This is a genomic window from Streptomyces sp. NPDC026417 (assembly GCF_055567695.1).
On the sequence record NZ_JBVHPY010000013.1, the window covers coordinates 165,742 to 178,679 of the forward strand.

At 72.2% G+C, this 12,938-nt stretch carries 11 protein-coding genes; 4 read left to right on the top strand and 7 right to left on the bottom strand.

What is annotated here, in order from left to right; genetic code table 11:
- Positions 1 to 28: 28 nt before the first annotated feature.
- Together ACZ4NT_RS21580 and ACZ4NT_RS21585 are read left to right on the top strand one after the other, a co-directional pair.
- Positions 29 to 2,209, top strand: a complete 2,181-nt coding sequence (locus ACZ4NT_RS21580; RefSeq protein WP_467726970.1) for a RecQ family ATP-dependent DNA helicase — start codon at positions 29 to 31, stop codon at positions 2,207 to 2,209.
- Positions 2,210 to 2,432: 223 nt separating this feature from the next.
- Complete coding sequence (locus ACZ4NT_RS21585; protein WP_121406519.1) at positions 2,433 to 3,068, top strand: hypothetical protein; 636 nt, start codon at positions 2,433 to 2,435, stop codon at positions 3,066 to 3,068.
- A gap of 352 nt (positions 3,069 to 3,420) precedes the next feature.
- Here ACZ4NT_RS21585 and ACZ4NT_RS21590 read toward each other — a convergent pair whose 3' ends face one another.
- From ACZ4NT_RS21590 to ACZ4NT_RS21600, 3 genes are all read right to left on the bottom strand, one after another.
- Positions 3,421 to 4,041, bottom strand: coding sequence for a hypothetical protein (locus ACZ4NT_RS21590; protein WP_121406518.1), 621 nt, complete (start codon positions 4,039 to 4,041; stop codon positions 3,421 to 3,423).
- Positions 4,042 to 4,109: 68 nt separating this feature from the next.
- A complete protein-coding gene (locus tag ACZ4NT_RS21595) occupies positions 4,110 to 4,811 on the bottom strand; it encodes a ribonuclease HII (protein ID WP_121406517.1) in 702 nt (233 codons plus the stop codon).
- A 406-nt stretch (positions 4,812 to 5,217) separates the two neighbouring features.
- The gene (locus ACZ4NT_RS21600; RefSeq protein WP_121406516.1) at positions 5,218 to 5,841 is read right to left on the bottom strand and encodes a TetR/AcrR family transcriptional regulator; all 624 of its coding nucleotides are present in this window, start codon (positions 5,839 to 5,841) and stop codon (positions 5,218 to 5,220) included.
- Between the two features lie 172 nt (positions 5,842 to 6,013).
- On the opposite strand from ACZ4NT_RS21600, the gene ACZ4NT_RS21605 reads away from it, so the two are divergent.
- Entirely contained in the window at positions 6,014 to 7,561 is a 1,548-nt protein-coding gene (locus ACZ4NT_RS21605) for an MFS transporter (protein WP_467726973.1), read from the top strand.
- Positions 7,562 to 7,709: 148 nt separating this feature from the next.
- On the opposite strand, the gene ACZ4NT_RS21610 is transcribed toward ACZ4NT_RS21605, so the two are convergent.
- From ACZ4NT_RS21610 to ACZ4NT_RS21625, 4 genes are all read right to left on the bottom strand, one after another.
- Entirely contained in the window at positions 7,710 to 9,404 is a 1,695-nt protein-coding gene (locus tag ACZ4NT_RS21610; protein ID WP_467726975.1) for a DUF4153 domain-containing protein, read from the bottom strand.
- Positions 9,405 to 9,903: 499 nt separating this feature from the next.
- Entirely contained in the window at positions 9,904 to 10,809 is a 906-nt protein-coding gene (locus tag ACZ4NT_RS21615) for an ADP-ribosylglycohydrolase family protein (protein ID WP_121406514.1), read from the bottom strand.
- Between the two features lie 12 nt (positions 10,810 to 10,821).
- Positions 10,822 to 11,481, bottom strand: a complete 660-nt coding sequence (locus ACZ4NT_RS21620) for a histidine phosphatase family protein (protein WP_121406513.1) — start codon at positions 11,479 to 11,481, stop codon at positions 10,822 to 10,824.
- Positions 11,482 to 11,609: 128 nt separating this feature from the next.
- Complete coding sequence (locus ACZ4NT_RS21625; RefSeq protein ID WP_467726976.1) at positions 11,610 to 12,215, bottom strand: YdbC family protein; 606 nt, start codon at positions 12,213 to 12,215, stop codon at positions 11,610 to 11,612.
- 156 nt (positions 12,216 to 12,371) lie between these two features.
- Here ACZ4NT_RS21625 and ACZ4NT_RS21630 point away from each other — a divergent pair, with 156 nt between their 5' ends.
- Positions 12,372 to 12,905, top strand: a complete 534-nt coding sequence (locus ACZ4NT_RS21630) for a TerD family protein (protein WP_121406511.1) — start codon at positions 12,372 to 12,374, stop codon at positions 12,903 to 12,905.
- Positions 12,906 to 12,938: the final 33 nt, after the last annotated feature.

Here is a 12,938-nt window from a genome sequence, read left to right on the forward strand (position 1 = left end):
TGTCCGACCCATCGGGTTGCATGGGGCCATGACCAACGAAGACCAGCGCCCCAGGGCCGACGAAGACCTCCGCACCGCGGCCGATGCCGTACTCGCCCGGCTGGTCGGTGCGCCGGCGGGCGAGGCCCGGCTGCGCGAGGACCAGTGGCGCGCCATCGAGGCCCTGGTCGCCCACAAGCGCAGGGCTCTGGTCGTGCAGCGCACCGGCTGGGGCAAGTCCGCCGTGTACTTCGTCGCGACGGCGCTGCTCCGGGAGCGCGGGGCCGGCCCCACGGTCATCGTGTCCCCGCTACTCGCCCTCATGCGCAACCAGGTGGAGGCCGCCGCTCGCGCCGGCATCCTCGCGCGCACGATCAACTCGTCCAACACGGAGGAGTGGGAGACCATCCAGGCCGAGGTGGCCGCGGGCGAGGTCGATGTGCTCCTCGTGAGCCCGGAGCGGCTCAACAACCCCGACTTCCGCGACCAGGTCCTGCCGAAGCTGGCCGCGGCGACGGGACTGCTCGTCGTGGACGAGGCGCACTGCATCTCCGACTGGGGCCACGACTTCCGGCCCGACTACCGCAGGCTGCGCACGATGCTCGCCGACCTCCCGCCCGGTGTGCCGGTGCTGGCCACCACCGCGACCGCCAACGCACGCGTGACGGCCGACGTGGCCGAGCAACTCGGCACGGGCGGCAGCACGGACGCGCTCGTCCTGCGCGGACCGCTGGACCGGGAGAGCCTGAGCCTCGGCGTGCTGCAGCTGCCGGACGCGGCGAACCGCATGGGCTGGCTCGCCGAGCACCTCGACGAGCTGCCCGGCTCCGGAATCATCTACACGCTCACCGTGGCCGCCGCCGAGGAGGTCACCGCGTTCCTGCGGCAGTGCGGGCACACGGTGACGTCGTACACCGGCAAAACGGAGAACGCGGACCGGCAGCAGGCGGAGGAGGACCTGCTCGCCAACCGCGTCAAGGCGCTGGTGGCCACCTCGGCGCTGGGCATGGGCTTCGACAAGCCCGACCTGGGCTTCGTGGTGCACCTCGGATCGCCCTCCTCCCCGATCGCGTACTACCAGCAGGTGGGGCGAGCGGGGCGCGGGGTGGAGCACGCCGAGGTGCTGCTCCTGCCGGGCAAGGAGGACCAGGCGATCTGGCAGTACTTCGCGTCGATCGCCTTTCCCCCGGAGGAGCAGGTCCGGCGGACCCTCGACGTGCTCGCGGGAGCCGGCCGGCCGCTGTCGCTGCCCGCGCTGGAGCCGCTGGTGGAACTGCGCCGTTCCCGGCTCGAGACGATGCTCAAGGTGCTGGACGTGGACGGTGCGGTTCGGCGCGTCCAGGGCGGCTGGATCTCCACGGGAGTTCCCTGGACGTACGACGGCGAGCGCTATGCCTGGGTGGCCAAGCAGCGGGCCGCGGAGCAGCAAGCGATGCGGGACTACGTCGCCACGACGGACTGCCGTATGGAGTTCCTGCGCCGGCAGCTGGACGACGAGGAGGCCGCACCGTGCGGACGGTGCGACAACTGCGCGGGCCGGAGGTTCACCGACTCGGTCTCCGCGACGTCGCTGGAGGCCGCGCGCGGGGAGCTCGATCGCGCGGGCGTCGAGGTGGAGCCCCGGAAGATGTGGCCCACCGGGTTGCCGGCGGTCGGTGTCGACCTGAAGGGGCGGATCCCGGCCGGGGAGCAGTTCTCTCCGGGGCGGGCGCTGGGCAGGCTCTCGGACATCGGCTGGGGGAACCGGCTGCGGCCCATGCTCACACCGCAGGCACCGGACGGACCGGTGCCGGACGACGTCGCCCAGGCCGTGGTCGGCGTGCTGGCCGACTGGGCGAAGGGCCCCGGCGGCTGGGCCTCGGGGCAGCCCGACGCACAGCCGCGCCCCGCCGGAGTCGTCACCATGGCCTCACGCACGCGTCCCCGGCTGATCCAGTCGCTCGGCGCGCGGATCGCGGAGATCGGCCGGCTCCCCCTGCTGGGCTCCGTCGAGTACACGGGTGAGATCTCGCAGGCCTCGCGGAGCAACAGCGCACAGCGGCTGAAGGCGCTCGACGGCGCCCTGACCGTGCCGCCGGAGCTGGCCGCCGCGCTGAAGGAGGCGGGCGGACCCGTCCTGCTCGTGGACGACGCGACGGAGACCGGCTGGACGCTGGCGGTGGCGGCGCGTCTCCTCCGGCGGGCCGGAGCCGAGGGGGTGTTGCCGCTGGTCCTTGCCGTGCAAGCGTGACCATGCGTCCCTGACGAGAAGTGTGGGCAGGGATATAGACGGCCTATCGCCGCAAAACCGTCTGTGGCCCCAATTGCTCGTTGCCGCAACCAAGTTCGACAGGAAGAATTGAACTCCGCTCCCCGCACGGTTCGTCCGTGGTCCGGTAGGGCTCCGTTGCGGTGCGCGCTCCCCCAAGTCCGTCCCCCGCCCGCAGTGTGGGCGCGTAGCCGAAGGGAGGACCGTGACCTTCGGATTCGCTCCGTCCTCGGCGGCATCCATGTCGACGTCTGCCGACCTGTCCGCCGCTTCCGCCAATCCACTGACCCGTATGCTCGAGCCGGCCGAATGGGCCGCCGCGGGAATCCCCCTGCTGCGTGATCCACGCGAGGTCGTCAGCGGGCTGCACTCCCGTCACCGCCCCGGCCCCGCGACGGCGATCGTGGCCGTCCTCGACCCGGACGAACGGCTGCGTGCGAGCGCCTCGTTCACCCGCCGGCCCGCGCCGGCCGACGGGTGGCTGTTCCGCAACGTGCTGCTTTCGCAGCTACGCCGGGTGATCCCGCACGACCTCCGCCGCCGTACCCCGGTCCGCACGGCCGTTCTGCTCTACTGCCGTGACGGCGACGCGCGTTGGACGGAGGAGGACGGGGCGTGGATGTGGGGACTGCGCGATGCCTGCACGCTGCACGGGCTGCGCTGCGGGGCGTACATCACGCTGACGCGTGACGGCTGGCAGGTCATAGGCGAAGGGCGCGGTGGGCGCCGACCGAGCGCCGACTCGGTGCCGGAGCCCTTCGCCACGGCGGACGCGCCGCTTCCGCCGCCACGCACCGGGGGCGCGGCGACCGAGTTGCTGCGACGGGCCGCAGCTCGCTGAGCGTCCATCCGGGCAGGAGTCCGGCCGAGTCGCGCGTGCGCGACGACGGTCGGACCGGCGAGCGACGCCCGGTGGACGGCAAGAAGCCTGTCGCGAGGGACGCGACTGCCCCGGCACCCCGACATCCCGGGGCGGGCGGGCCGGACTGAGCTTCACGACGGGCACGTGGAAGCGTCCGCCTTGCTTCTGCGCACCGGGAACTGCCCACCGTGCAGGCGCCGCTGATGCGGCACCCCGGGTCATCTCCCCGCCACGCTGCCGTCCCCGCCCCACCCCGCCCCCGGACGGAACCGGGAACGGACGGTGGGTGGGTGGTGGCATCGAGCTGTCCCGGACAGCGTCCGGAGCAGGCTCAGACCCCCGCGCCCAGCACCGAGTTGATCTGCTGCGGGTCGCCGCAGACGATCAGCAGGGCGCCGGACCGGCTCAGGGCCAGCGGCAGCGCGGAGGCGACGGCAGCGACGGAACCGCCGTTGACGGCGACCACGACCACGGGTCGGGACGCGGTCCGGCTCGCGACGGAGGCGTCGGCGTAGAAGACGTCGTCGCCGGCGTCGTGCAGACCCCAGTAGGCGGTCTCGCCGAAGGAGAGTTCGTGCGCGGCCCACGGGTGCGGTTCGCCGGTGGTGATCACCAGCACCTCACCCGGAGCGCGGCCGGACTCGAGCAGCAGGTCGACGGCTTCTTCCGCGGCGTCCAGCGCACCCTCGGCCGAGGCCGGGATCAGCTGGATCTGCGGGGTGGCCTTGGCGGCCGCCGGGGCCGCGGGCCCCGACTTCGCCACGGCCGGTTCGCGCGGCGTGCGTTGGACCGGCACGGGCCGGACAGGACCCGGACGGCCGGGACGCGGCGGAGCCGCGGGACGGGGGCCGGGTACGGGGCGGGGGGTCGGCGCGGTGCGGCCACTGGCCGACGTGACGCGGGGACCCTGGGCACTCTCGTGAATCTGAGGCTCCTCGGGAATGAGAGGCATGAGCTGATGTCTATCAAACGCCGGTGCGACACGCGTCGGCGGGTGGCACATACGTGCGAGCGGGACCGTCAGAAATCGAAGCCGAGCTGGCCCTCGATCTCCGGAACGTTTCCGTCCGCCCAGGCGCGGACCTTCTTGAGGTGCCGCCACTGGGGCAGCGCATCAAGATACGCCCACGTCAGCCGGTGGTACGGGGTGGGGCCCCGCTCCGCCAGCGCGGCCTTGTGCACCGGGGACGGATACCCGGCGTTGGCCGCAAAACCGAAGTCTGCATGGTCGATGCCCAGTTCGGCCATCATTTTGTCGCGCTGCACCTTGGCGATCACCGAGGCGGCGGCGACGGCCACGCAGGACTGGTCGCCCTTGATCACCGTACGGACCTGCCAGGGCGAGCCCAGGTAGTTGTGCTTCCCGTCCAGGATGACGGCGTCGGGACGGACCGGCAGGGACTCCAGGGCGCGGGACGCCGCGAGACGCAGTGCGGCGGTCATGCCCATGTCGTCGATCTCCTCCGGGGAGGCGTGACCGAGCGCGTACGACGTCACCCAGGTGCGCAGCTCCTCCGCGAGCGCGGTGCGGCGCTTGATGGTGAGCAGCTTGGAGTCGGTGAGGCCCTCGGGCGGTCGGCGCAGTCCGGTGACCGCCGCGCAGACGGTGACGGGGCCGGCCCAAGCACCGCGCCCCACCTCGTCGACACCGGCGATGACCTTCGCTCCGGTCGTGGCGCGGAGGGAGCGCTCGACGGTGTGGGTGGGAGGTTCGTACGGCATGGCGCCCTTAGCGTACGCCGCCCGGAAGCCCCGGCGACACCCAGGTTTCCCCGGACGCCTCGGACCCCGCGTACGCCGCCCCGATCCCCCGGCGACACCCGGGCTTCCTGGGACGCCTCAGACCCGCGTACGCCGACCGGACCCCCGGCCGCGCTCGGGCTCCCCGGCACCGCAGATCTCGCGTCCGCCGCCCCGCCCCCCGGCGACACCCACGCCTCCCCGGCACACCGCCTCGGGACGAGCCCCGTGCACCCACCCGGAGCAGACCGTCCCAACCCGCCCCCCACCGCGACCGTCACGCCCGGCGCCGAACCGCGGCCATCACAGCCCGCGCGAACCACGACGTCACCCCGGGACCGAACCGCACCCGGATCACAGCCGTCACGCCCCACCCGAACCGCGGCCCTCACCCCACCCCCGGACGCAGCAGCGGCACCATCAGCTGATCGATCATCTCCGCCAGGTCTCGCTCGCTCCATTCGCTGGCGCACACCTTCGAGCGGTACATCATCATCGCCGGGACGGCGTCGAAGACATAGCTGTTCGCGGCGTCGGCTCGCACCTCGCCTCGCGCGATGCCGCGGTGGATGACCTCGCGGAGCAGTTCCATGGTCGGCTCGACGACCCCGCCAAGGATCACTCCGTGGAACCGTTCGGCCTGGGCGGCGTCGCATTCGTGAAGGACCGAGCGCAGCGCGAAGCCGGGCCGCGAGAACATCGCCTCCCGCACCCGCCGGCACAGTTCCAGCAGATCCTCACGGACGCTGCCCAGGTCGGGCGCCTCCATCGGACGCGGCAGCCCGGCCTTCAGCGCGTCCGCGACGAGGTCCTCCTTGGAGGGCCACCGGCGGTAGACCGCCGCCTTCCCGGTCTGCGCACCGGCGGCGACGCCCTCCATCGTGAGGCCGTTCCAGCCGACCGTGCCGAGTTGCTCCAGGGCGGCTTCGAGGATCGCGCGCTCGAGCACGGCACCGCGCCGACGCGGGGAGGCCGCCTGAGCGGGGGCGGCCGTCCAGCGCGAAGTAGCCATCTCAGTATCTCCGTTGAGCATGCGGAATTTTGGATTCCGGTTGGGGACGGGCAGGCACTCGCGAAAAGCGGCAGCTTCTTCAGTGAACGCTTGCGTTCACTGTTGGGGAGTCACTACCGTTGACGCGCCAGTGAACGCGAGCGTTCACTAACGTACTTGTGGGGGACCCATAGTGACGACCTCTCAGTTGATTCCCAAACAGAAGCCCGGAGCGGCCAGTCGGGAGGGACATCCCGGCATCGCACTCGCGGTCATCGCGGCCTGCCAACTCATGGTGGTCCTCGACGCGACGATTGTGAACATCGCGCTCCCGCACATTCAAGACGCCCTCGAGTTCAGCACGACCGACCTGACATGGGTGGTCAGTGCCTACACCCTCACCTTCGGCGGCCTGCTGCTGCTCGGCGGGCGGGCCGGCGACATCCTCGGGCGACGCCGGGTCTTCATGACCGGCATCCTGCTGTTCACGGCGGCCTCGCTGCTCGGCGGACTGGCCCAGGAGCCCTGGCAGCTGATGGCGGCGCGCGCCCTGCAGGGCGTGGGTGGCGCCATCGCGTCGCCCACCTCTCTGGCGCTGATCACCACCACCTTCCCGGAGGGCCCGGAGCGGAACCGGGCCTTCGGTGTCTTCGCCGCGGTCTCCGCGGGCGGTGGCGCCGTCGGTCTCCTCGCGGGCGGCATGCTGACCGAGTGGCTCGACTGGCGCTGGGTCCTCTTCGTGAACGTGCCCATCGGCCTGCTGATCGCCGTGCTCGCCCCGATGTACATCAACGAGTCCGAGCGCCACCCGGGCCGCTTCGACATCGCGGGCGCGCTCACCTCGACCCTCGGCATGGCCTCCCTGGTGTACGGCTTCATCCGGGCCGCGGAGGAGGGCTGGCGGGACAGCCTCACCGTCGGTTCCTTCGGTGCCGCCGTGGTCCTCCTGCTGATGTTCGGGTTCGTGGAGATGCGGGCCAAGGAGCCGATCACTCCGCTGCGGATGTTCGCCGACCGGAACCGCTCGGGCACGTACGTGATCATGCTCAGCCTCGCCGCGGCGATGTTCGGCATGTTCTTCTACATCGTGCTGTTCGTACAGAACGTGCTGGGGTACAGCCCGATCTCGGCGGGCGTGGCCTTCCTCCCCGTGACGGTGGCGATCGTGGTCGGCGCCGGCCTGTCGCAGCGGTTCCTGCCCGTGCTCGGCCCCAAGCCGTTCATGGTGGTGGGCTCGACGCTCGTCGCCCTCGGGCTGGGCTGGCTGACCTTCATCAGCCCGGACAGCTCCTACGCCGGCGGGATCCTCGGCCCCATGCTCCTCTTCGGCTTCGGCATGGGACTCAACTTCGTGACGCTGACGCTCACCGCGGTCTCCGGCGTCTCCGTGCACGAGGCGGGAGCGGCCTCGGGACTGCTCAACGCCACGCAGCAGGTCGGCGGATCGCTCGGCCTGTCCATCCTCACCACGGTCTTCGGCGCGGCGGGCCGGGACGAGGCGGAGAAGCAGCTGCCGAGCTTCCTGGCCACCGCCTCGCCCGAACAGAAGGCCGAGTTCGCCAAGACGCAGCAATTGCCCGCTCCGTGGGGTCACGAGGTGCTCGCCGAGGGCATCGCGGCGGCGTTCGTCCCGGCCGCGGCGATGGCCGTGCTCGCCCTGATCGTCGCGTCGGTGGTGATCAGGGTCCGCAAGAGCGACCTGGACGCTCTCGCGGGCACCGCGGGACCCGCAGGAGGCTGACGGGAGCGGCGCGAAGGCCGGGCGACGCCCGGCAGACCGACGGCAGGAACGCGCCGGCCGGCCTTCGCGCTCCCTCCGGGAAGCGGCCGCAGGTGTACGCACATCCTCGGCCCGACGTCAGGGCCCACGGCCCCCCGGTGGAGGACGCTCAGCGGTACGTGTCCTCGTTCCCGAGGCCGCTGCACACGGACCAGGTCGCGCTCTCCGACGGCGGCCGCCGGTCGAGGATGTCCCGAGCCCGTTCCTCGCCCCAACTCGTGGCGTACCAGGGCTCTTCGTGGTCCGCGAGGTCCTCGGCCACGGACTGCAGGACGCAGCTGCGCAGCGGCTCCTCCAGCCGGTCCAGCACCGGTACGGCGTCGGCGGAGAGGCTGCGCGCGTAGTCGAGGTCGATCCTGCCCGTGTCCTCGTAGCGCTGGACGTTGCGCTCGGCGATCAGCGCGTCGGGTGACATCAGTCCGAAGGCGAGCACTCCGGCGGCGGCACTGGCCGCGATCACGCGAGGCAGCCAGCGTGCTCCCCACACTCCGGCGGCCATGATGAGTACGAGGACGAGACCGAGCCAGAGCTCCATCGCCACCACCGACAGCCGCAGGCGGGTCAGCCCGTACGCCTCCACGTACATGTCCATGCGCCGCACCGCGGACGCCACCACGACGAGGGCCAGCGCGCACAGGGTTCCCAGCACCCCGCGGACCAGCGTCCGGTCGCGGGCTCCGCCGCGCGGCGCCCACCGCAGGGCGAGGACGATGACGAGCAGGGTCAGCAGGGTCGCCATCAGGAGCTGCCAGAAGCCCTGCCGCGCGTACTCGGCGTAGGTCTGGCCCGTCTTCTCCAGCACGGCGTCGTACCCGCCGAACAGCACGGCGAGCTGGACGGCGTTGAAGGCCGCGAACAGCACGACGAGCACGGTCAGCGGCAGAGCCCACTCGACGCGTCCGCGGGCCCTGCCCTCGGGTATCTCGGCGCGGTCCCAGTGCACGGGTGCCGCCGCCGTGTGGGCGGCCGCGAGTGCGAGGACCAGGCCGAACGCCAGGAGCAGGAGGTGCCAGGGGCCGCCGGAGACGGAGGCGTCCGGCAGCAGGCCGCCGAGCAGATCGGCGAACGCCGCGTCGGCCCCCGCGAACAGCGCTCCGAAGACCAGCAGCAGGACCGCGGTGACGGCCAGGGCACGGGCGGCGGGACCGACGCGGCCGCGAGCGCCGCCCGCCCGTGCGCGCAGTCCCTGCCAGCCCCACACGGGACCGGTGACGATGGAGTTGAACATGCCCAGCGGGCTGAGCAGCACGGAGAGCCAGCCGCGGCCGCCGTTCAGGGCGAGCGAGCCCAGCGCGACCGCGGCGACGACGGCCAGGAAGGACGGCCAGTCGGCGTCGCGCAGGGCCGGCACCGCCAGGAGCGCGAGTCCGCCGATCCCCCAGCCGAGGGTCCACGCACGAGGGCGGCGCCCCGCGTTCCGCGCGGCGAAGTGGCCGGCGAGCGCGGCCGGGATCGCGACGAGCAGCAGGTTCAGCGCCAGACCGTCGCTCAGGAGCAGCATGCTCAGCAGCCCGGTGGCGAGCACCGCCCACAGCGTGGCCGTACCGATGGGCGCGGGCGTCGCGACCCGGAGGTCGGCGAGCCAGAACACGGGGCTGGGCGCCGGGGCGGCCCAGGCGCCGTCGACACCGGTGCGCTCGTCCGGCGTAGCGGTCTCCGCCTCGGTCTCCGCCTCGGTCTCTGCCTCGGTCTCGATCTCGGTCCCCGGGGCGTCGTCGGGCTCGTCGTTCTTGGCCAGGCCGACTCCTTGGGGCCTCTTCGGCTCCGGGTCTGCCGGCTCGGGCGTGGACGGTGTGTCGGACACGGGACCCCCTCCCTACCGGTCTCTCCGCAGCCCGGAGCACGCCTGAGCGGCGGATGGGGCTGGTGACCGGTGTCATGTCGGCGCCCGCCCGGCATGATCAACAGGCGGCGTGGCGGCCAACGTTATCCACGGGGGACGGTTCCAGGCCTGGTGCGGCCGTGCTGTAGCAGCTCTGTGACACATGGGGCGCGTGTGACGTGAGTGCACCCGCGATGCCCCGGCCCGGGGCCCGGGGGGCTTCCCCTCCCGCGAGGTCTCCTCACCCCGTCCGCCATGGTCGAGGGTCACCGCAGAGCAGACGGATCGCCGCCCGCGCGGTCCGTCACCCAGAGCCCCCGGAGAACAGGCCCCTCGCCGACCGCTACGGCCGAGGTTCCGGGGAGAACGAGCCCCTTGCCTACCGCTGCGCCGAGGTCCCCGGAGAACAAGCCCCTCACCGACCGCGGACCCTCGCGCACTCCCCGACGGCCCCGCGACAGCCCCTCCCGGGGTCCGCGCGCTACGCCGGGACTCCCACCCACTCCGGCAGCGGTTCTGTCCGCTCCAGCCAGGCGCTCGGCGGCATGCCGGTCTTGCCGGAGGCGACCACGCCTCCGACGATGGCGCAGGTCGTGTCCATGTCCCCGCCCACCTGGGCGGTCGCCCAGAAGGCCTCCTCGTACCCGCCGAGGGCCCGGGCGGCGGACCAGAGGGCGAACGGCACCGTGTCGTGTGCCGTCGTGCGCCGCCCGCATCCGAGGACGGCGGCGACCGTCGCGATGTCGCCGTAGTCGAGCATGTCGCGGGCTCGGCGCAGACCCGCGCCGACCGCGCTGCGCGGCACGAGCGCGATGACGCCGTCGAGCAGCGACTCCGCGCTCGGGGGGCCGGCCGGGTCGGCGGCCAGGGCGGCGGCCGCGGCGACGGCCATGGCGCCGACGACGGCCTCCCGGTGCTGATGGGTGGGGTACGCCGAGATCTCGGCCTGGTGCGTCGCCTGCTCCGGGTCGTCCGCGTACCAGGCGCCCAGGGGGGCGATCCGCATCGCTGCGCCGTTTCCCCAGGAGCCCTGCCCCTTGAAGAGCGCGGAGGACAGCTCCCGCCAGTCGCGGCCCTCGCGGATCTGCCGCAGCAGGCGGTCGACGACGGGCCCGTAACCCCGGTCGTCGTCGTGGTTCTCGGCGAAGGAGCGGGCCAGCTGGTCCTGGTCGATGCGGTGGTGCGCGGCGAGCACGGCCACCACGGACGAGGCCATCGCGGTGTCGTCCGTCCAGCGCCACGGCCCGGCGGGCAGCTCGCGGCGCTTGAGCAGCGGGTAGTTCGCGGGCAGGAAGAACTGCGAGCCCAGCGCGTCTCCGACCGCGAGTCCGCGCAGGCTGGACAGCGCGCGGCCGAGGCGCTCGTCGGGGGAGGAGTCAGCGGTCATCGCCCTGCCACTCTATCCGGTGACTCCGTACGGTTCCGGATCACGCCAGCGTTCGAAAGGCCGGTCAAGCGTGTACTTGCCGTTGTCCCCGAGAACGAGCATCCGCATCTCCGCGTTCCCCGGGTTCGACAGCGACTCGAAATCCGCGACCGTCCAGTGGAACCAGCGCATGCAGAAGAGCCGCATGGCGAGGCCGTGGGTCACGAGGAGCACGTTCGGCGGGTGGTCGGGAGCCTCGAAGCTCCGGTACAGGCTCTCCAGGAAGTTGCCGACGCGGTCGTACACGTCGGCGCCGGACTCCCCCTGGGCGAAGCGGTAGAAGAAGTGGCCGTACGCGTCCCGGTACGCCTTCTGCAGACGTACGTCGTCGCGGTCCTGCCAGTTGCCCCAGTCCTGCTCACGCAGCCGGGGCTCCTCGCGCACGCGCACCAGCCCGGGGTCGAGGTGGAAGGCCTGGAAGGTCTCGAGCGTGCGGCGGTACGGGGAGACGTAAACGCTTACGCGCTCACGGCCGAAGAGCTCGCGAAGCTGCTTGCCCCGTTCCTCGGCCTGCCGCCACCCGGTGTCGGTGAGCGCCAGCGCGTGGTCCGGCTCGCGTTCGTACACGGTGTCATCGGCGTTGCCTGCCGACTCGCCGTGCCGGACAAGAACGATGCGCCGTGGTCGTGCCATGCCGAAACCCTAGATCGGCCGACGCCCGTTCGAGCACTCGTGCGGGCTCCGTACGGCGTAGATCACACAAATCCGCCTCGTCAGGGCGCTCGCGGACGCGTTTCTCCCCCGGGCGCGCCCCCGTCCCCTCAGACGATCCAGGAGGGCTCCAGCTGGACTATGTCCCCGGCCAGGGCGGCGACGTCGGCCTCGGTCTGGGCCCGCAGGGCGAGTCGCTCCACGCGCTCGGCCCGGTACTTGCCGTGCTCCGCGGCAGACTGCCACATGGACAGGATCAGGAATTCCCGGCCCGGCGCCTCGCCGAACAGCCCGCGGATCATGCCCGGGGAGCCCGCCATGGCCGGGTTCCACACCTTCTCCTGCATGAGGGCGAAGTGCTCGGCGCGCTCCTCGTGGACGCGGCAGTGCGCCACCCGGACCAGGTCGGCGTCCGTGAACCGCGGCTCGAAGCCGGTCTTCACATCGAACCGGTGGTCGAAGAGCTTGGCCTGGGAGTCCTTGAAGGTCCCCGACTGCGCGGCGGCGAGCCGGTCGTGGGAACGGGCCATGAAGGAGTCGTAGAAGGCGCGGCTCTCCCAGAAGGCGAAGATGTGCGCCACACCCGGCCGCCCCCGGCTCCAGCCCCCGCCCTGCCCCCGGAACCCCGGCTCCCCCAGAAGCCCCGCCCACTTCCGCTGCCCCCGCTCGAAACCGCGGCGGTCCACCACGGTGCAGCGAATCCACTTGACCAGCACCGCGCCATCGTAAGGCCAGGGAGCGTGGCGCCGGTCACGCTCCGGCGGAGTGCATCCGAGCGAACGCCCCCGCGTGCATGGCACGATGTGCAACCGGCCTTTAGATCAGCCCAGTTGGGGCAGACAGACAGTTGGATTTCGGGGAGGGAAGATCTGGTGAACGGTCTCAGCAAGGGCATCAGCAAGGTCGAGGTGGCGGTGAAGTGGGACCCGAGTCCCGCGGGCGAGCCGAACACCGATCTCGACATCGTCGCCGCGACCTACTTGGCGGACGCCCCGTACGGGAGCCCCGACTACGTGGTGCACTTCGACAGCCGCTCCCCGGACGGCACCATCTACCTCGACCGGGACAGCCAGGACGGCAAGGGCTTCGGCTGGGACGAGGTCATGACGCTGGAGCTGAACCGCCTCGGCGCGCGCTACACGCGCGTGGTGGTCGGCGTCGTCATACAGCAGCGGTCCGGCCACAAGACGTTCGTCGGCGTGATCAACCCGGGCCTGCGCATGCGGGAGGGGTACACCGTCCTCGCCGAGGACGACTTCAGCGGTGTGCTCGGGGCGACTGCGGCGACCGTCGGGGAGTTCGTGCGCGACGACTCCGGGGAGTGGACCTTCCACCCCGGGATCGACGGCTACGACACCGACCCGGCGGACTTCACCCGGATCATGGGCAACCGACGCGAGGCATGAGCCCGCCGCCGGCCGCCGCCGCCTGAGCGGTGG

Coding starts and splice junctions, on each gene's coding strand:
- ACZ4NT_RS21580 (WP_467726970.1), top strand. CDS start 29: ATGACCAACGAAGACCAGCGCCCCAGGGCCGACGAAGACCTCCGCACC.
- ACZ4NT_RS21590 (WP_121406518.1), bottom strand. CDS start 4,041: ATGCCTCTCATTCCCGAGGAGCCTCAGATTCACGAGAGTGCCCAGGGT.
- ACZ4NT_RS21595 (WP_121406517.1), bottom strand. CDS start 4,811: ATGCCGTACGAACCTCCCACCCACACCGTCGAGCGCTCCCTCCGCGCC.
- ACZ4NT_RS21600 (WP_121406516.1), bottom strand. CDS start 5,841: ATGGCTACTTCGCGCTGGACGGCCGCCCCCGCTCAGGCGGCCTCCCCG.
- ACZ4NT_RS21615 (WP_121406514.1), bottom strand. CDS start 10,809: ATGACCGCTGACTCCTCCCCCGACGAGCGCCTCGGCCGCGCGCTGTCC.
- ACZ4NT_RS21620 (WP_121406513.1), bottom strand. CDS start 11,481: ATGGCACGACCACGGCGCATCGTTCTTGTCCGGCACGGCGAGTCGGCA.